This is a genomic window from Sutcliffiella horikoshii (assembly GCF_008180725.1).
GTDB classification, from domain to species: domain Bacteria; phylum Bacillota; class Bacilli; order Bacillales; family Bacillaceae_I; genus Sutcliffiella_A; species Sutcliffiella_A horikoshii_B.
Map to the genome: position 1 here is coordinate 357,521 of NZ_VTEV01000003.1, position 18,746 is coordinate 376,266.

At 41.7% G+C, this 18,746-nt stretch carries 16 protein-coding genes and 1 other annotated feature; of the genes, 2 read left to right on the plus strand and 14 right to left on the minus strand.

Going from position 1 to position 18,746, the window contains the following annotated elements; genetic code table 11:
• Positions 1 to 40: 40 nt before the first annotated feature.
• From FZC76_RS08680 to zapA, 11 genes are all read right to left on the minus strand, one after another.
• Positions 41 to 814, minus strand: coding sequence for an electron transfer flavoprotein subunit beta/FixA family protein (locus tag FZC76_RS08680; protein WP_148987831.1), 774 nt, complete (start codon positions 812 to 814; stop codon positions 41 to 43).
• Between the two features lie 65 nt (positions 815 to 879).
• Positions 880 to 1,653, minus strand: a complete 774-nt coding sequence (locus FZC76_RS08685; RefSeq protein WP_148987832.1) for an enoyl-CoA hydratase — start codon at positions 1,651 to 1,653, stop codon at positions 880 to 882.
• 37 nt (positions 1,654 to 1,690) lie between these two features.
• Positions 1,691 to 2,278, minus strand: a complete 588-nt coding sequence (locus tag FZC76_RS08690; protein ID WP_060664841.1) for a TetR/AcrR family transcriptional regulator — start codon at positions 2,276 to 2,278, stop codon at positions 1,691 to 1,693.
• Positions 2,279 to 2,434: 156 nt separating this feature from the next.
• Positions 2,435 to 4,123, minus strand: coding sequence for a long-chain-fatty-acid--CoA ligase (locus FZC76_RS08695; RefSeq protein WP_148987833.1), 1,689 nt, complete (start codon positions 4,121 to 4,123; stop codon positions 2,435 to 2,437).
• Positions 4,124 to 4,255: 132 nt separating this feature from the next.
• Entirely contained in the window at positions 4,256 to 5,434 is a 1,179-nt protein-coding gene (locus FZC76_RS08700; protein WP_148987834.1) for a cation:proton antiporter, read from the minus strand.
• Positions 5,434 to 5,928 (minus strand): cation:proton antiporter regulatory subunit, encoded by a 495-nt coding sequence (locus FZC76_RS08705; RefSeq protein WP_148987835.1) that lies wholly within the window; start codon positions 5,926 to 5,928, stop codon positions 5,434 to 5,436. The genes FZC76_RS08700 and FZC76_RS08705 overlap by 1 nt, the downstream gene beginning before the upstream one ends.
• Positions 5,929 to 6,528: 600 nt before the next feature.
• Positions 6,529 to 6,936, minus strand: a complete 408-nt coding sequence (locus tag FZC76_RS08715; protein WP_148987837.1) for a DUF350 domain-containing protein — start codon at positions 6,934 to 6,936, stop codon at positions 6,529 to 6,531.
• A gap of 14 nt (positions 6,937 to 6,950) precedes the next feature.
• Entirely contained in the window at positions 6,951 to 9,308 is a 2,358-nt protein-coding gene (locus FZC76_RS08720; protein ID WP_148987838.1) for an endonuclease MutS2, read from the minus strand.
• Between the two features lie 28 nt (positions 9,309 to 9,336).
• Positions 9,337 to 11,058, minus strand: a complete 1,722-nt coding sequence (gene polX, locus FZC76_RS08725; protein ID WP_148987839.1) for a DNA polymerase/3'-5' exonuclease PolX — start codon at positions 11,056 to 11,058, stop codon at positions 9,337 to 9,339.
• Positions 11,059 to 11,189: 131 nt separating this feature from the next.
• Positions 11,190 to 11,735: a CvpA family protein gene (locus FZC76_RS08730; protein ID WP_148987840.1), complete on the minus strand. Its 546-nt coding sequence runs from the start codon at positions 11,733 to 11,735 to the stop codon at positions 11,190 to 11,192.
• A 5-nt stretch (positions 11,736 to 11,740) separates the two neighbouring features.
• Positions 11,741 to 12,010, minus strand: a complete 270-nt coding sequence (zapA, locus tag FZC76_RS08735; RefSeq protein ID WP_060664833.1) for a cell division protein ZapA — start codon at positions 12,008 to 12,010, stop codon at positions 11,741 to 11,743.
• Positions 12,011 to 12,104: 94 nt separating this feature from the next.
• Here zapA and rnhC point away from each other — a divergent pair, with 94 nt between their 5' ends.
• Positions 12,105 to 13,061, plus strand: coding sequence for a ribonuclease HIII (gene rnhC, locus FZC76_RS08740; RefSeq protein ID WP_148987841.1), 957 nt, complete (start codon positions 12,105 to 12,107; stop codon positions 13,059 to 13,061).
• A 621-nt stretch (positions 13,062 to 13,682) separates the two neighbouring features.
• Here the strand turns inward: rnhC and pheT are convergent.
• The 3 genes from pheT to FZC76_RS08755 all read right to left on the minus strand — a co-directional run bounded on the left by pheT (position 13,683) and on the right by FZC76_RS08755 (position 18,420).
• On the minus strand, positions 13,683 to 16,097 hold the full coding sequence (gene pheT, locus FZC76_RS08745) for a phenylalanine--tRNA ligase subunit beta (protein ID WP_148987842.1): 2,415 nt from the start codon (positions 16,095 to 16,097) through the stop codon (positions 13,683 to 13,685).
• 14 nt (positions 16,098 to 16,111) lie between these two features.
• Positions 16,112 to 17,146, minus strand: coding sequence for a phenylalanine--tRNA ligase subunit alpha (gene pheS / locus FZC76_RS08750; protein WP_148987843.1), 1,035 nt, complete (start codon positions 17,144 to 17,146; stop codon positions 16,112 to 16,114).
• A gap of 219 nt (positions 17,147 to 17,365) precedes the next feature.
• Positions 17,366 to 17,610, minus strand: a binding site (T-box leader).
• 51 nt (positions 17,611 to 17,661) lie between these two features.
• Positions 17,662 to 18,420, minus strand: a complete 759-nt coding sequence (locus FZC76_RS08755; RefSeq protein ID WP_148987844.1) for a TrmH family RNA methyltransferase — start codon at positions 18,418 to 18,420, stop codon at positions 17,662 to 17,664.
• A gap of 118 nt (positions 18,421 to 18,538) precedes the next feature.
• Between FZC76_RS08755 and sspI the strand changes: the two genes are divergently transcribed.
• Complete coding sequence (sspI, locus tag FZC76_RS08760) at positions 18,539 to 18,745, plus strand: small acid-soluble spore protein SspI (RefSeq protein WP_010195705.1); 207 nt, start codon at positions 18,539 to 18,541, stop codon at positions 18,743 to 18,745.
• Position 18,746 lies beyond the last annotated feature (1 nt).

An 18,746-nucleotide genomic window follows, 5' to 3' on the forward strand; every position in this document is an offset into this window, starting at 1 on the left:
ATGTATCTATCTATAATGATCTTTCAACGACGGGTTTAATTTAGATTACTTTCGCTTCGTTTCTTAATGCGGAAACCAATTCTTTTACCTGTGCATCTAACTCACCTTGAAGCACGCGACCTGCTTCTTTTTTCGGCGGAAGGTAGATTTCAAGCGTTTTTGTTTTCGCTTCTACATCATCCTCATCAAGGTCTAAATCATCTAATTCTAACTCTTCAAGAGGCTTTTTCTTTGCCTTCATAATCCCAGGTAGAGATGGATAGCGCGGATCGTTCAATCCTTGTTGTGCTGTTACAAGCAATGGAAGGGATGTTCCAATAACTTCGGAATCACCTTCAACATCGCGTACGATAGTAGCTTTTCCGCCTTCGATTTCTAGCTTTGTGATTGTTGTTACGTAAGGAATATCTAATAATTCCGCCACACGAGGCCCAACTTGTCCAGAACCACCGTCAATAGCTACGTTACCGCCGATAATCAAGTCTGCATCTTTATCTTTTAAGAATTCAGCCAAGATTTTCGCCGTTGTAAATTGATCTCCGTTTTCTACGTCATCTTCTGTGTTGATTAGCACCGCTTTATCAGCACCCATCGCAAGCGCCGTACGAAGTTCTTTTTCTGCCTCTTCAGAACCGACTGTCACAACCGTTACTTCTCCGCCATGTGTGTCTCTTACTTGAATCGCTTCTTCCACCGCGTACTCGTCGTATGGGTTGATTATGAATTCTGCACCATCTTCATTTATGCTGCCATTTGAAACGGTTAGTCTTTCCTCAGTATCAAATGTTCTTTTTAATAAAACAAAAATATTCATCACAGTACCTCCTGTTTAAACATTGATTTTATTAGTAATATTCAGATTTTATATTATAAAAAAAATTACTTCCCTTTAAATTCGGGAGCTCTTTTTTCCATAAACGCTGTAATACCTTCTTTGCCATCTTCTGATGTGAAGACTCTCCCAAATAATTGCGCTTCTCTTTCTACGCCTTGATAAAATTCTTCATGCTTTGCAAAGCGGGACAACTCAATGACAGAAGCAACCGAGATTGGTCCTTTTTGTGCAATCTTTTTCGCCATCTTAAAAGCTTCATCCATTAAAACTTCTTCATCGACGGCTTTGTTTGCTAGTCCCCATTGAACAGCTTCTTCCCCTGTTAATGTGTCACTTGTGAACAGCATTTCAAATGCCTTGGCAGAACCAACTAATTTCGGTAAACGCTGAGTTCCAGCAAAACCAGGGATTAGCCCCAACTGCAATTCCGGCAGACCAAGTTTAGCTGTTTTTGTCACTAAGCGGATATGACAACCCATTGCTAGCTCAAGGCCTCCGCCTAAAGCTGCACCATGGATGGCTGCAATTATCGGCTTTGGAAAGTTCTCCATTCTTTCAAAAAGATCCTGACCGAATTTCGCAAGTTCAGCAAATTCTTCACCGGTTTCTACCGTGGTGAATTCTTTGATATCCGCTCCTGCAGAGAAAAATCTTCCTTCTCCGTGAATCAGAACGACCCTAACATCTTCTTGCTTTTCTAAGTCATCCATCAATAATGTAAGCTCTTTCAAAACTGCGGATGACAAAGCATTCGCGGGGGCTTTGTTGATGGTGATGAGAGCAATTCGTTCTTCTACTTTCATTTGCAAAAATTCCATTAATAATCCCCTCCTTATGTATAGAACACAGAGCTACTTAAGGGGTAGCTCCAAACCCTTTGATTAATAGTTCATGTACTCTTGGTGCGATGGAGGTCAGGTCGTACTTTTGATCATTCATGACCCAAGTAGTAATTGTTTCATCGATCGTACCAAACACCATTTGCCTTGCTAGGCGGACATCTAAATCGGAACGAAGCTCACCGTTCTGGGTACCAGCCAGTAGAATTTCATCTACAACATGTAAATACCCTTTTAACACCTCATTAATCTTCAGCCGAAGCTCTAAATTGGATTGTCTTAATTCCAATTGGGTTACAATGGCGAGATGGTGATCTTCAGCTAGCATGGAAAAATGTTTTTCTATCAACGTTAATAATTTCTCTGTTGATGTCGATTTTCCTGCAATTTCTTGACGAATCTTTTCGACGAAGAGTCCCATTTTCTCTTGAAATAGTGAAATCAGGATGTCTTCCTTATTTTTAAAATAAAGATAGATGGTCCCGTCGGCTACCCCGGCTTGTTTGGCGATTTTGGAAACCTGTGCTTGGTGGTAGCCATTTTCCGCAATGACAATGACTGCGGCATCTATTATTTGTTTATATTTAGGTTTTTGTTGTTTCAACCTTTTCGCTCCCTTTTAAAAATGAATGAATAATCATTCATATTTTCATGATACTGTACCATGAATGAACTGTCAATCATTATCTTATCATAATTTTCGTACAAATTACTATAAAAAAAGAGAGAGAGGTAACTTACATCTCCCTCTCTATATTTATCACTTCGCTATTTTCTGCTTTTCTTCTTCCACCAATGCTCTTCTGAGGATTTTTCCGACTGCGGTCTTTGGCAGTTCGTCTCTGAATTCATAGGATCTTGGCACCTTGTAGGCAGCAAGGTGTTTTCTTGTATATTGGTCCAATTCTTCTTCTGACAAATTGGATCCGGCCTTTTTCACGATGTATGCTTTAACGGTTTCACCACGATATGGATCAGGAATTCCTGCGACCACCACTTCTTGAATTTCTTCGTGTTCATATAATATTTCCTCAATTTCTCTCGGGTAGATATTGAAGCCGCCGGCAATAATCATATCCTTTTTGCGATCTACCACATAGAAATAACCGCGCTCATCCATATAACCTAAATCCCCGGTAAGGAGCCAGCCATCTTTCAAGACAGCTTCGGTTTCTTCTTTTCGGTTCCAATACCCTTTCATGATTTGTGGACCTCTTACAGCAATCTCTCCAATTTCTCCGGTCGGTGCCAATTCTCCATTTTCCATGGAAAGAATGACGGATTCCGTATTCGGCCAAGGTATCCCAATGCTTCCTGATACCCTTTCATCCCAGAGGAAATTAGCATGTGTAACCGGCGACGCTTCCGATAGACCATAGCCTTCTACAAGCTTTCCTCCTGTTACACGCTCAAACTGCTCCTGCACTTCAACAGGCAGGGCTGCGGATCCACTGATACATGAATCTATAGAAGATAAATCATACTTCTTAATATCAGGGTGATTTAAAAGGGCAATATAGATGGTCGGTGCTCCTGGGAATAAGGTAGGCTTTTCCTTTTGAATAGTCTTCAATGTGGTTTCAGGGTCGAATTTTGGTAAAAGGACCATTTCAAATGCCTGCATAATGGAAAGGTTCATCACTGCCGTCATGCCGTACACATGGAAGAACGGAAGAATACCGATTACTTTTTCTTGCGCCTTTTTGCATCTATACATCCACTTGACACTCATGATTGTGTTGGAGACAAGGTTCATATGAGTCAACATGACGCCTTTTGGAAATCCGGTGGTGCCCCCCGTATATTGCAATAACGCGAGATCTTCCTTAGGATCGATCGGAACATCAATTGTTTGTGCTTCTGATTGTTTTATGATTTCGGTGAACAAGTGGTTTTGTCCACTATGCTCCACCTTTACTACTATTCCGTACTGTTTTTTCTGAACAAAAGGGTAAAGCATATTTTTTGGAAATGGTAGATAGTCCTTTATCCCCGTAACGATAACATGCTTTAGATTTGTTAGCGCTTTCACTTTGGACACTCTAGGATAGAGGATATCTAACGTGATGATGATCTCGGAACCGGAATCATTGACTTGGTATTCCAGTTCACGTTCCATGTAAAGTGGATTTGTCTGCACAACAATCCCGCCGGCTAAAAGAACGCCATAATAGCTGATGACGGCTTGAGGGCAGTTTGGGAGCATGATAGACACTCTGTCGCCTTTTTCAATTCCAAGTCCTTTTAAGTAGTTTGCCAGTTTTAAAGATTGATCATAAACTTCTTCAAATGTTAATTTTTTGCCGAGGAAGCTGATAGCCGTTTTTGTTGGGTATTCTTCCGCCGCTTGTTTCAAATAAGACTGCAGTGTTCGCTCTTCGAAGTTGATCTCTTGAGGTATTTCTTCAGGATAAAGTGATAGCCATGGCTTATTCACTATTTGCTCCATACCATTCCCTCCTCTTTATCGGCCTGTACTACTACAAAAGGCCCATATCTGTTTGTTATAGTATATCAGCAATTCTATAAAAATTATAACATTTTTTTGATTTTTGCAAAAAATGATGAAATATGACAACACTTAACTAGGAACCTTCAACTTTATGTTCTTTTTTATCCTCTTCTTTTCATAAAACATATTCGTTAATTTTGGCGCTAAAATAAATAGCACGATTCCAAGTATCGCGGAAACCAGGATGAACACGCTACTAAATAATTTGGTAGCTCCAGTAGCAATAGATGCAATAACCACGGAAAATTCTCCTCTTGGTGTGAGTGAAAAACCAGCTCGTAAAGCAACCCTCTTTGTAAGCCCGTACCATCTACCTCCAAGCATTCCGACCAAGATTTTTCCAAGCAAAGCCCATCCAATCAATGTAAGCAATAATCCAACATAGGGAACTCCTTCCCCAAGGTCAATCGTCGTGCCGAAATGCATAAAAAATATTGGTAAAAGTAAATCTCTCACAGGTAAGGTAACCTGCTCGATATCTTCTGAGCGCTTCGTTTCGGCAAGCATGATACCTGCTAAAAATGCGCCTAATACTTCTGACAGCCCAAGTAACAAGGCAATGCCGGCATAACTAAGGGCAATTCCGACTGTAAGCATGATGAAAATATCACTTCCGACCAATCGCTCAAAAAATTTCTCCAAACGAGTGAAGCCATAGCGACCAATGATCATCGCACCTGAGGTTAACAACATGATCTTACCTAAAAGAATCACAAAGTCCATCCCTGTTATCCCGCTGTCCGAGGCCAATCCAATTAGAACTGCAACAATGATGGGTGCCACAACATCTTCAAAGATGAGAATTGCAAGTATGTATTCCGACTCTGCATTGGCCAATCGTTTCGTACTCTCCAGAAGCTTGGCAGAAATCGAGGAACTTGTGGCATATAGGACACCGCCTATTAAGAAGGAAGTTAGAAGATCTAGACCAAAGAAGAGACAAATGAGAGTAGACATTCCAAAATTTAAGGCTACATCCAATAACCCAGGTTTCCATACCTTGAATGCCATATTTTTTAATTTTTTAAGGGGGAAATCTAAACCAAGCAGAAAAAATAATAGTACAATGCCTATTTCACTAGCAGTATGCAATAATTCGTTTTCAGTTATAAATGATCCGATGCCAAGTCCTAAAAATATATATAGTATGACGCCGGGGATCTTCATTTTTCCTCCGACATACCCCATAACAAATAGAACGAGTAGTATGACTCCTATGCTTACAAGTATTGGAGTACCTTCATGCATCAGGTAGCAGTCCCTCCCTCGCAAAGCTTGGTCAGTTTTTCAATTTGCGCTTGTTTGCCACAAACCATCAATATATCCTTTTCATGGAGCTTTACATCGACATCTGGTACAGCGATGTTATCCTCCCCTTTTACAATTCCAATAATGGATGCACCTGTTTTGGTTCTTATTTTCGATTCTCCTATCGATTTTCCGATTAAGGAGGAAGCTTTTTTCACTTCGATCCACTCAATAATGATTTGTTTCTTAAATATTTTCATCTTATCCATATCTACAGGTTGATAAATAGCACCTAGCAGCTGGGCACCAAGTTCTCTTGTTTCATCTGAGGTCAATGAGATGGAGAAATCTGCTTCATCATGATCTGGGTCTTCAAAAAAATACATTTCCCGTTTTCCTGAATGGTGAACAACCAAGACCACCATATTCCCCTCAGCCGTCACAAACGATAGCTTCTTCCCAATCCCCGGTAGCTCTGTCGTTTTAAATTGCATACCAACAACCCCTTCCTTACTACCTATATTCTCCGACTCTATCCATTCTCCCTGCTGAACAACTTTTTAATGTAAGAAAAACTGGGAAAGAAACTCGCCCTGTACTAATACTAATTTGGATAAATTGGTTAATTGCCGCTGTTCCTTTCCGCAAATGGCTTCGCTTTCCTAGGGGCGCTGCTGGAGCCTCCTCGGCTTTCGCCTGCGGGGTCTCCACCTAGCGCTATCTCCCTCAGGAGTCTCCGCCATTTGCTCCAATCCACAGCTAGAAATTACATGGACTTATTGTTGACTCTTTTTCCGGTAACTCTTTTACAACTCTTCTTGTAATACTATTGGTGAATGAAATACCCAAGTTGATTGGAATGGAAGGCGCGCAGACGCCACGCAGGCAAGCGAAGCGCCTGGGACGGAGATCAACAGTATATTATACTTTATTGTCCTTTAAAAAAAGGAAGAAGCAGCAATGTGAAACTTGCTTCTTCTTCCTTACTGTTATTAACTCTTTATGCAATAAAAAGATAAATGATTCCTATTATGACAAACACTATACAACAACCGATCAACACTTTTGCTAAAGTTTCCAAAATTCCCTACTCCTTATCCAATACTTGCCCCAATAATAAAAGACAAACCTACAGAAATAACAAAGGAAATAAATCCGACAGCCCAGTTCCCTTTTTCTATTTCCTTATCAATGTTAAAGCTTGGTGTCAAAAACTCAAAGATAAAGTAGGCAAACAACAACAAGACAAATCCAACCGCTCCCCAGCCAATCATCGTCAACAACGTATCATGATCGCTGATAGAGTACCTGAAAATGTTGGCGATACCGAGTATTTTACCGCCTGTTGCCATCGCTACAGCAAAATTACCTTTTTTAATTTCTTCCATGTTTTTATACTTTGTCACTAGTTCAAAAATAGCCAGAAACAGAACAAGACATAGTACCACCACACTAAAGTTGGCAGCCGTTCTTACTAATTCATTTTCCCAAAAAGCAGACATATCAGGCTCCCCTCTTATTTCAGTTCGACGACGGTAACACCAGTGCCACCTTCAGACGCCTCACCAAATCGATAATTTTTAACGGAGCGGTGGTTCTTCAAGTAATTTTGCACCCCAACTCGCAGTGCTCCCGTTCCTTTACCATGAATGATAGATACACGGTGATAACCTGCTAATGTAGCATCATCCAAGTATTTTTCCACTCTCATGAGTGCATTTTCAAACCGTTCGCCACGCAGGTCAAGCTCTATGCTTACATGATAGTCTTTCCCTTTGATGGTAGCGAGTGGTTTCGTTTCCACAGGCTTTGGCCTGCTCACATATTGAATGTCCTTCGTTTTCACTTTCATTTTCATGATACCGATTTGGACTTGCCATTCTTTGTCTCCCGTTTTTTGCACGAGATGCCCTTTTTGGTTTAGGCTCAATACCTTCACTTCGTCACCAGGCTCCAGCGTTTGATTGCTAGCTTCCTGTTTTTTCGTAGCAGCAGATTTTTTTACAGTAGGCACAGCGCCTTCCAATCGTTTTTTTGCATCGATTAACTCGTGCTCTTTTACATTGGCGTGCTGTTCCATACGCATCTTGCGCAATTCACGGATAACCTTTTCTGCTTCTTCCTTCGCATCCTCCACCATCTTCTCGGCTTTTTCCGCTGCTTTTTCGTACAGTTTATCACGTTGTTCGTTCAGCTCCAGCATTTGCTGTTCAAGATCTTCGTGCAATTGCTGTGATGTTTTTCTTATTTTTTCTGCTTCTTTCCATTCTTCTTCCGCTCTTTTTTGGGAAGCCTCCAAAGAAGCGATCATATTCTCCACTTTGTTACTATCCTCACTGACAAAGCCTTTCGCCCGGTCGATGACTTCCATGCTCAACCCTAAACGTTTAGAAATTTCAAACGCATTACTTCTACCAGGTACCCCGATAAGTAAACGATAGGTAGGACTTAATGTATCCACATCAAATTCGACACTTGCATTTACCACACCTTCCCGGTTATAGCCATAAGCCTTCAGCTCAGGATAGTGGGTGGTCGCAATCACACAAGCCCCGCGTTGATAGACTTCATCCAAGATGGAAATAGCAAGGGCGGCCCCCTCTTGAGGATCTGTCCCTGCTCCTAATTCATCAAAAAGAACAAGGCTTTCATGATCGACCTTTTTAAGGATATCCACAATATTAACCATGTGGGACGAAAATGTACTTAAACTTTGTTCGATAGATTGTTCATCACCGATGTCTGCATACACAGCGTTGAACACACCTACTTCCGATCCGTCTTGAGCGGGTACATACAACCCGGATTGCGCCATAATTGTTAACAAACCAAGTGTTTTTAACGTTACGGTCTTACCACCAGTATTGGGACCAGTTATAACGATAGAGGTATAATCTTTTCCAAGTTCAATGGTGTTCGGGACCACCTCATCCTCATTAATGAGAGGATGTCTCGCCTGGACAAGCCTGATATATTTATCTTCATTAATTTCAGGTTTTGTTCCGCGGATATGCTTTCCATACTTCGCTTTGGCAAACATAAAATCTATTTCCGCTAGTATATGAACATTTCCAAGAAGATCACGGGCAACTTCTGCCACTTCGGCTGACAGTTCAGCAAGTATACGATCTATTTCAAGCTTCTCTTTTACCTTCGCTTCTTGAAGAACATTGTTGAGATCTACCACCTGCTGCGGCTCAATGAATAATGTCGCTCCTGAGGAGGATTGATCGTGCACTATCCCACCATAAGAACCGCGGTATTCTTGTTTTACCGGTATGACATAACGCTCATTGCGGATAGTGATGATAGCATCTGACAACATCTTCTGTGCGTTAGAAGAACGAATCATGCTCTCTAATTTTTCTCGTACCCTGGACTCTGTGGACCTTAATTGCTGACGGATACCTCTTAACTTATCACTCGCCCCATCCAGAACTTCCCCGTATTCGTCTATACAATTTTTAATATTGCGTTCAAGTTCAGGATATATGATTAACTGATCCATATATTCTTTTAAAATAGGAATGGATATATCTTCTTCTAGTACAGATTCCACAAAACGGTCTAGCTTTCGGGCTGCATAAATGGTTCCTGCGATATCCAATAGTTCATGAGTGTTCAATGTCCCGCCAATCTCCGCACGTTTTACATGTGCACGGATATCAGTGATCCCTCCTAGCGGAACTTCCCCTTTTAATCGGAGCACAGTTGCTGCTTCATCTGTTTGCAGCTGTCTCTTTACCACTTCTTCATAATTGGTGGCAGGCGTCAGCTGGGCCACTTTTTCTTTCCCTAAGGAGGAGGCGGTAAAAGTAGCCAATTTATCTTTTACTTTATTAAATTCCAATACCTTTAAAACCCTCGGTTGCACGGTACCATAACTCCCTTCTGTCTTTACATTACGTATGGTGTCGTGTTAAAAATTTCTTTAACTCGTCCAGTGACCATGTATTGATTACATTGTCTTTTTTGATCCAGCCTTTTCTTGCCGCTGCCACTCCCACTTCCATATGATCGAGCATGTCGATGCTGTGGGCATCTGTATTGATGACAAGCTTCACTCTAGCATCTTGTGCGAGTCGAACATAATGGCTAGCAAGATCCAAACGGTTCGGATTGGCATTGAGCTCAAGCGCCGTATCTGTTTCTTTAGCCAGCTGAATCAACATTTCCACATCCACATCATATCCTTCCCTGCGTCCAATCAGGCGGCCTGTAGGATGTGCGATTATATCTACATGATTATTTTCCAACGCTTTTCTCAAGCGGTCCATGATCACTTCTCTTTTTTGTGAAAAACTTGAATGAATCGATGCGATGACAATATCCATCTCTTCCATTAATTCATCATCATAATCAAGAGAGCCGTCTGGAAGGATGTCCATTTCCACACCGGATAAAATCGTAATATCATCATACTTTTCATTCAGTTTCTTAATTTCTTCCTTTTGCTGTCTAAGACGTTCTGGCGTCAATCCGTTTGCTACTTTCAGATATTGGGAATGATCAGTAATCGCCATATATTTATACCCTTTTGCACGGTTTGCTTCTATCATCTCTTCGATTGTGTAGGCACCATCGCTATAAGTGGAGTGCATATGAAGATCTCCTCTGATGTCATCTAGTGACACTAATGGTATCTCACCATGCTCTAATGCATAATCCACTTCCGTCCCATCTTCTCTTATCTCGGGCGGTATAAATGGAAGATTAAAATGACGGAAAAACGCTTCTTCCGTTTTGAAATGTTTCATTTCTCCTGTTTCCACATTTTCCACACCATACTCACTGATTTTCTCTCCGCGGTCTTTTGCAAGCTGGCGCATACGGACATTATGGTCTTTTGATCCAGTAAAATGATGCAGAGTTGTTGGGAAGCTTAAAGGTTCCACCATCCGGAAATCAACGGACACATCATAATCATATTTTAAAATGATGGACACTTTTGTATCACCATTTGCAATGATTTCTATCACCCTATCCATTTTCACAAGCTGCTCCCGTACTTTGGTAGGTTCTGTTGTGGAAATGATAAAGTCCAAATCTTTAATTGTTTCCCTATATCTGCGTAGACTTCCTGCACGCGAATATTCCTCTATTCCATCCACGGTTGCAAGGAAATGTTCGATCTGCTCTGCAATCGGCGTCATAAAGGAGATCGGCAAACGATCTGGACGTTTTCCGACTTCCTCTATTGCAGCAAGGATTTTCTCTTCTGTCTTTTTCCCAAATCCGGCAAGCCCCTGGACTTTTTCTGCTTCACACGCTTCTTTTAAGCTTGTCATATCTACTACGTCTAGCTCTTGATAAAGTTTCGCTATTTTTTTGCCGCCAAGCCCAGGCAATTTTAATAACGGAATCAAACCTTCTGGAACTTCTTGTTGCAGCTCCTCTAAAACGGAGGATTTCCCTGATTCCAAGATTTCATGAATGACAGCTGCAGTCCCTTTTCCGATGCCACTTATTTTTGTGAAATCTTCTATTTGACTTAAGCTTCTCTCATCATTTTCAAGTGACAGCGCAGCTTTTCTGAACGCCGAAACTTTAAAGCCATTCTCGCCCTTTAACTCCATATATGTCGCAATGGTTTCAAGCCATTTTACGATTTGTTTTTTATTCACGTTCTTTCACCTGACCTTATGTAGACTTATCTTATTAAATCATACAAATAAATCAGGCAAATGTACAATCGAACAAACTGTTTCCACAAAAAAACAGGCCCAAAGAAGGCCTGTTTTATCGTTTGTTTGTATTATTGCTTGCTTGCCAAATAACCGGACCATAATTCTTGTAGCTTTTCTGAGAATATCGGTGTATTTTCCACAATTCCCTTTGCCATCGACGAATCGCTGATCGAGGTCTGCACCATCTCCAGAGGAACCAATGCTCCTATGTATAAGAAAATAAACACAATCAAGTAAACTTCCACAAAGCCTAACACTGCACCTGCCCAGCTGTTCACCTGTTTTAAGATCGGCAAGTGGGAGAGGAAATCCAGCATAGATCCGATAATCTGCGCAGCAATCCTTGTTCCAAAGAAAAGAATGGCAAAAGCTACAGCCCTATAATAAGCCGTATCTAGACTAATCGTCTCAAAAAACATGGAAAACTCAGCATTGCCAAAACTTGGCATCGGCACCCAAAGTTTTAATTTAGGTGCTAAGTCAGCATAAAACATATACGCAACCACAAAGGCTGCTATAAAGCCGGAAAGATGGACAATCTGCATAATGAATCCCCTGCGGATTCCAACAATCAGTCCCATAATAAATAGAAAGATAATAATCAAGTCTAACATCGTACTCAACCCTTTTTCTTTAATTCTCTCTCAAGCATATCGTATTCGTCTTTTAATTTGATATAATCATGTACAACATTCACCGCAGTAAGAACTGCCAGTTTACTGATGTCCAAGTTTGAATTTTTGCTATTGATTTCTCTCATTTTTTCATCGACAATGGAAGCAACAAGTCGTATGTGACTAATACTTTCCGTACCAACAATCGAGTATTGTTGTCCATATATGTCGACAGTTGTGCGAGTTTTATGCTCTGACAACGTGTATGCCCCCATTCATTAAAATCCTAATCTTTATAATACCACGAAACGTTCTAAAGTGGAAAAGAAACATGGAAAAATGTAAAAATTTGTAGTAGGAGTGAATTAATTGTCATATCAAGTCATCCAGGTATCTGGAACTATTTTAAACAAAATCGAAAGTTTCTATAAGGAACATAAAATAGATAAACTTCCATCAGGGGCTGTTTTTGTCGCCAAATCGCCTACTTGTAATATTACCGCATACAAGTCGGGAAAAGTGCTATTCCAAGGCAAAGGGGCGGAAGAGGAAGCGAACATTTGGAAGGGATTCGGAGCAACGGACGCGCCGTCTAAATCTAGCAAAAAAGCAACCTCGGTCTCATCTTCAGAAAGCAAAGTGAAATCCTCCTTGCCTGCAGGATTTGCATCCCTTTCTGTCATCGGATCTGATGAAGTGGGGACAGGAGATTACTTTGGGCCGATTACTGTTTGTGCCGCTTATGTAAAAAAAGAGCACATGGATAAATTGAAAGAACTGGGTGTGCAGGATTCGAAAGCATTAAATGATGAAAAGATTGTGCGGATAGCAAAAGCAATCTTGCCGCATGTTCCGTACAGCCTATTAGTTTTACATAATGAAAAATATAATGAACTGCAGCAGAGTGGGATGAGCCAAGGAAAAATCAAGGCGTTGCTGCATAATAAAGCATTGCAACATGTATTAGATAAAATCTCTCCAGAGAAACCTGAGGCTATCTTGATTGACCAATTTGCTGAATCTGGGATCTACTATCGCCATGTGGCTCAGCAGAAGAAAATTGTTCGTGAAAATGTTTATTTTCATACCAAAGCGGAAGGCCTGCACCTTTCCGTGGCAGCGGCGTCCATTATTGCAAGGTACTCATTTTTAAAAGAGATGGATAAGCTGAGCGAATTAGCAGGGATCACGATACCAAAAGGTGCGGGTTCTAAAGTGGATAGTGCAGCTGCAAGGGTCATTGAAAAGCATGGTGAAGGATTTTTGAACAAAGTAGCGAAAGTCCATTTTGCCAACACGTTGAAGGCAAAAAAACTGGTCAGATAACTTTACCAATGGAAAGTTCGTTTACAGTTGGTTGTCTTGTGCTATAATTTGTGTATACACATGATTGAGGAAGCCAAAGTGTTGGACGCACTTTGACTTAACAGTATAAGTTCCGCAGAAGCACGGCTACTGTGGAGTCGAACGTAATAAGTAACTCACCCGACTGCCTAACAGCGAATTAGAAGTCACGGGTGGGTTATTTTTTTGTCATTTCTTTTATTAACACGATTACTAGATTTACAAACGCAAAGAGGAATAGTCCTGATGTGAGGAATAGCTGCATCTCGCTCATACGGTCACCCCCGTTCTCCACAGGGATTCACCGCACCACCCGTTCCTATTATACTGTCCACTCTATTATACCATTCTATCGAAAAAACAGAACACACGTTCTTATAAATCATTCGAAATACCTAGTTTTGCATTAACGGTTGATCTTCGTTCCAAGCGCTTCGCTTTTCTGCGGGCGGTCCGGGAGCCTCCTCACTCCGTTGCGGTGTCTCCCCTGTCCCTTCCTCCCCCGGAAGTCTACGCGCCTTTCACTACGATCAACTAGGGTTTTCCATTTTCAGTTAGACGATAAAAAAAGGGATCCCATTCGGAATCCCTTTTTTGTTTATTTTAGCTTCTTAGTACTGCTTCGAATTTTTCTTCGACTGCTTGAAGCACTTTTGTGTGGACTTTTGTTACTTCTTCATCTGTTAGGGTGTGTTCTGGGTGGTAGTAACGTAGGGCGAAAGCGACTGATTTTTTGGTTGAGTCGATCTTGTCTCCTTCGTATACGTCGAATACCTGAACTTCTTTCAATAAAGAACCACCTGTTGTCTTGATGACTGCTTCTAGTTCACCTGCTGGAGTTTCACGGTCCACTACAAGCGCGATATCCCGGCTGATGGATGGGAAACGTGGAATTGCTTCGTATTGAATTTCTCCGATACTTTCTCCAAGTAGTGCAGATAAGGAAAGCTCGAATACATATGTTTCAGGCAGGTCTAGTTCATTTAATTTCTCTGGATGAAGTTGACCGATGAAGCCGATACTTTCTCCGTTGAGTAAGATTTCCGCTGTACGACCTGGGTGTAAACCGTCTTTTTCAGAGCGAGTGTAAGTAATAGCTTCACTCACACCAAGCATGGAGAATACGCCCTCTAGAATCCCTTTAGCTACGAAGAAATCAACCGCTTTTTTCTCTCCTTGCCATGGATGTTGCTGCCAAAGGCCAGTTAATGCACCTGCAAGACGTTCTTTTTCTTCAGGTAGCACTGCGCCGTCTTTTCCAATGAAAACAGAACCAATTTCATAAACTGCATTTGCTTGTAAAGAACGAGCAATATTGTGTTGAAGCGCTTCTAGAAGGTGAGGCACAAGGCTTAGACGCAACGTGCTTCTCTCTTCACTCATTGGCATCGCCAGGCGAATCGCTTTTCCATCTTCAAGGGCGAATTGCTTCGCGCGCTCATCGCTTGTCAGGGAGTATGTGATGTTTTGGATTAGACCAGCACCCTCCAGGTAACGGCGAACTTTACGACGTTTTGCTTGATATGGCGTCAACACACCAGGCGTTGCAGCACTTACAGGCAATGTTGTTGGGATGTTGTCGTATCCGTAAAGACGTGCAACTTCCTCTACAAGATCCTCTTCAATCGTGATATCCCCACGACGAGTAGGAACCGTTACCGTAAAGCTTCCATTGTCTTCTGTTACATCGAATTTAAGCTTTGTGAAAATATTTTTCACTTCATCAGTACTAATAGAAGTACCTAAAACAGAATTTATCTTTTCTACAGTAGTCGTTACCATTGCAGATTCTACTTTTAATGTGTTTACTTCCACAGAACCTGCGACCACTTCACCGCCAGCATATTCTGCCATAAGTGCAACGGCTCTTTCTGCCGCTTCGTGTGTACGGTTCGGATCAATGCCTTTTTCATAACGGGCACTTGCTTCACTGCGAAGACCGTGGTCTTTCGAAGCTTTACGGACAGTAACTCCGTTAAAGTATGCGGACTCCAATAGGATCGTCGTTGTATCAGATTGAACCTCAGAATTAGCTCCACCCATGACACCGGCAAGCGCAACTGGCTCTGAGCCGTTTGTGATCACAAGATGGTCTTCTGTTAACGTGCGCTCTGCATCGTCAAGGGTAGTGATTTTCTCATCCTTGTAAGCACGGCGTACAAGAATTTCCTTGCTGCCAAGACGATCATAATCAAACGCATGTAATGGCTGACCATATTCTAATAAAATATAGTTTGTGATGTCGACCACATTGTTGTGTGGGCGAATTCCCGCTGCCATCAGACGACCTTGCATCCAAAGCGGTGAAGGACCGATTTTCACGTTTTTCACTACTTTAGCTACATATAATGGGTTGTCTTCAGAAGCGTCCACATTTACGGAAATATAATCAGACGCTTGCTCACTGTTTGCTTCATATTCAGTAGACGGCCATTTTACGTCACGGCCAAGGATAGCGCCAACTTCATAAGCGACACCCAGCATACTTAATGCATCTGAACGGTTTGGTGTAAGCCCTAGTTCCATCACTTTGTCGTTGCGGTTTAAATAATCTAATGCATCTGTACCAACTTCCACATCATTCGGGAATACGAATATCCCTTCAGAAAATTCTTTGGCTACAAGCTTAGAACCAATACCCAATTCCTGCAGAGAACAAATCATTCCATTTGATTCTTCCCCGCGAAGCTTGGCACGCTTTATTTTAAAATTACCAGGAAGCACTGCCCCAACAGTTGCCACTGCCACTTTCTGGCCTTTGTCTACATTTTTAGCTCCACAGACAATTTGTGAAGTCTCTCCGTTTCCCAGGTCCACTTGGCATACGTTCAATTTATCCGCATTTGGGTGCTGTTCCTTTTCTAATACGTGACCGACTACAACACCTTTGATCCCGTCGTTCAGCACTTCCACGCCTTCTACTTCAATACCGCTTCTTGTAATCTTCTCTGCCAAGTCTTCAGCAGAAATATCATCTATATTTACGTAATCTTTTAACCAATTGTAAGATACTAACATGATTTCCCCTCCTCTTAAACTCGATTGAATTGCTTCACGAAACGTTGATCGTTCGTATAGAAATGGCGGATATCGTCAATGCCGTAACGAAGCATCGCAATACGCTCAGGTCCCATTCCAAAAGCAAATCCTTGATATTTTTTCGGATCATAACCCGACATTTCAAGCACGCGCGGATGAACCATACCAGCTCCAAGAATTTCAATCCAGCCAGTTCCTTTACACATGCTGCAGCCCTTACCTCCACATTTCGCACATGTTACGTCAATCTCGACAGACGGCTCTGTGAACGGGAAGAAACTTGGACGCAAACGAATTTCGCGGTCTTCACCAAACATCTTTTTCGCAAACGTTTCAAGCGTTCCTTTAAGGTCGCTCATGCTGATGTTCTCGTCAATAACAAGCCCTTCAATTTGCGTGAACTGGTGGGAGTGGGTCGCATCGTCATCATCACGGCGATACACTTTACCAGGGCAAATGATCTTGATAGGTCCTTTTTCTTTATTCGCTTCCATTGTTCTTGCTTGAACAGGGGAAGTTTGGGTTCTTAAAAGCACCTCATCTGTAATGTAGAAAGAATCTTGCATATCACGAGCAGGGTGATCCTTCGGCAAATTTAATGCTTCGAAGTTGTAATAATCTGTTTCCACTTCTGGACCTTCCGTGATCGTGTAGCCCATTCCCAGGAACAGATCTTCGATTTCTTCAATGACTTTTGTTAACGGATGCGGGTTCCCTGTAGGTGCCGGACGGCCAGGCAATGTTACATCAATTGTTTCAGATGCAAGCTTCTTTGCTACCTCCGCTTTTTCAAGCTCAGCTTGTTTCGCCTCAATTTTCTCCGCAACATTTCCTCGCACAACGTTAGCAAGTGCTCCCATTTTCGGGCGTTCTTCTGCAGACAGCTTACCCATCCCTTTTAAAATTTCCGTGATAGGACCTTTTTTTCCAAGGTACGCCACACGGACTTCATTTAGTGCTTTTAAGTCTTGTGCTTGTTCTACTTGCTCAATGGCAAGTGTCTCTAATTCTTTCAATCGTTGTTCCACATCTATTCCTCCTTGGTTCATTTTTAAATAAGGTTGTTGAAAATTCCAGCTGTTGATTGGAGCACAGGGCGAATACTCCGGAGGGAGGTAGCGGTAGGTTGAGACCCCGCAACGAAGTTAGGAGGCTCAAGCACCGACCCTCGGAAAGCGAAGTCCAGTGCGGAAATCAACAGTGGCGTTTAACAGTTCCTATAAATAAACAAAAAAACTCGCCCCTCAAAAAGGGACGAGATATTCGCGGTACCACCCTAGTTAACAAAGACAAAATTACTCTTTGTTCGCTCTGTTCCAGATAACGGCTATCTAACCGGTCCACCTTTACAGCATCGCTTAAGCCTGCTGGTCCAAGTGTCACTCAAGAGGTGAAATGTTCACTCTTTCTTCCTTAAAGATGCTTTCAGTCTGCGGCACCTTTTCCCTGATAAGGTCTGAAACGAGCTACTTGCCTCTCTCATTGCTTTGTTCAGTATGTAACTATTTTTATATTATATTGAAAACATGTGGCAGATGCAACTCTATCCGCGTAAATAATACATTAAAATTCCCGCTGCTACCCCGACATTCAATGATTCACTTTGTCCATGGATAGGGATATAAAGGTTCTGGTTTGTCATGTCGAGATGTTCTTGGGCCATTCCTTTTCCTTCATTGCCAAGAACAAGCGCAAAACTTTCAGATGGTCGGACTTCTTGAAAAGGCACACCGTTCTGTAAGGAAGTTCCGTAAACAGGTGTGTTAAGCTCTTTACAGTGCTTGATATAGCTTTTGAGATCTCCTCTTACTATTGGCAAGTGAAAAATTGATCCTTGGGTCGAACGAATGACTTTGGAGCTGTAAAGGTCTGCGCATCCCTCTCCTAAGATTACCATGTCCATTCCTGCAGCGTCCGCTGTTCTTATCATGGTGCCCACATTTCCCGGGTCTTGAACATTATCGAGTAAAAGAATTTTTTGGTTAGGTTGGATAGTGTGTGTATGTTGTGCCGGAATTCTGCAAATTGCAGCGACTCCTTGTGGTGTTTCCGTTTCACTGATTTCTTTTAACACATTGGGAAAGGCATATATTAACTCCACATGGTTAAGGTCCCACTCATTCGGGATGATACGATCTTCTGAAATGATGATTTCTTCCACCAGATTGTCCACTTTCAATGCTTCTTCAACCAAGTGAAATCCTTCAATGATGAAAGTTCCGGATTGTTCACGTTCTTTCTTTTTCTGCAACTTTTTCCACTGTTTCACTTTATTATTCTTGATGGATTCTATATGTTTCAATACTTGTTTCTCCTTTTCCGCTACTCAATACTGCTATTATACGCATTTTGTACACATAATTAAACCATCTAATGGACATGCTAGGTGTTGATACTATTTTCCCTACGAGGTGATAAGGATGAATTTAAATTTACGTCATGCGATACGTCAGAATGTGGAAGGAAATTCTCAAGACCAGCTTAGAGAGACAATCTTAGATGCCATTAATAAAGGCGAAGAAAAAATGCTTCCAGGTTTAGGCGTGTTGTTTGAAGTAATATGGGAGAATTCTTCTGAGCAGGACAAAGCTGAAATGCTCTCAACTTTAGAGGATGGATTGAAATAGT

What these genes read in the sequence shown, in the direction of transcription:
- FZC76_RS08695 (WP_148987833.1), bottom strand. Translation starts at nt 4,123, where the DNA reads ATGGAGCAAATAGTGAATAAGCCATGGCTATCACTTTATCCTGAAGAA.
- zapA (WP_060664833.1), bottom strand. Translation starts at nt 12,010, where the DNA reads ATGGGGGCATACACGTTGTCAGAGCATAAAACTCGCACAACTGTCGAC.
- pheT (WP_148987842.1), bottom strand. Translation starts at nt 16,097, where the DNA reads ATGTTAGTATCTTACAATTGGTTAAAAGATTACGTAAATATAGATGAT.
- FZC76_RS08685 (WP_148987832.1), bottom strand. Translation starts at nt 1,653, where the DNA reads ATGGAATTTTTGCAAATGAAAGTAGAAGAACGAATTGCTCTCATCACC.
- FZC76_RS08705 (WP_148987835.1), bottom strand. Translation starts at nt 5,928, where the DNA reads ATGCAATTTAAAACGACAGAGCTACCGGGGATTGGGAAGAAGCTATCG.
- FZC76_RS08715 (WP_148987837.1), bottom strand. Translation starts at nt 6,936, where the DNA reads ATGTCTGCTTTTTGGGAAAATGAATTAGTAAGAACGGCTGCCAACTTT.
- FZC76_RS08700 (WP_148987834.1), bottom strand. Translation starts at nt 5,434, where the DNA reads ATGCATGAAGGTACTCCAATACTTGTAAGCATAGGAGTCATACTACTC.
- FZC76_RS08730 (WP_148987840.1), bottom strand. Translation starts at nt 11,735, where the DNA reads ATGTTAGACTTGATTATTATCTTTCTATTTATTATGGGACTGATTGTT.
- FZC76_RS08680 (WP_148987831.1), bottom strand. Translation starts at nt 814, where the DNA reads ATGAATATTTTTGTTTTATTAAAAAGAACATTTGATACTGAGGAAAGA.
- sspI (WP_010195705.1), top strand. Translation starts at nt 18,539, where the DNA reads ATGAATTTAAATTTACGTCATGCGATACGTCAGAATGTGGAAGGAAAT.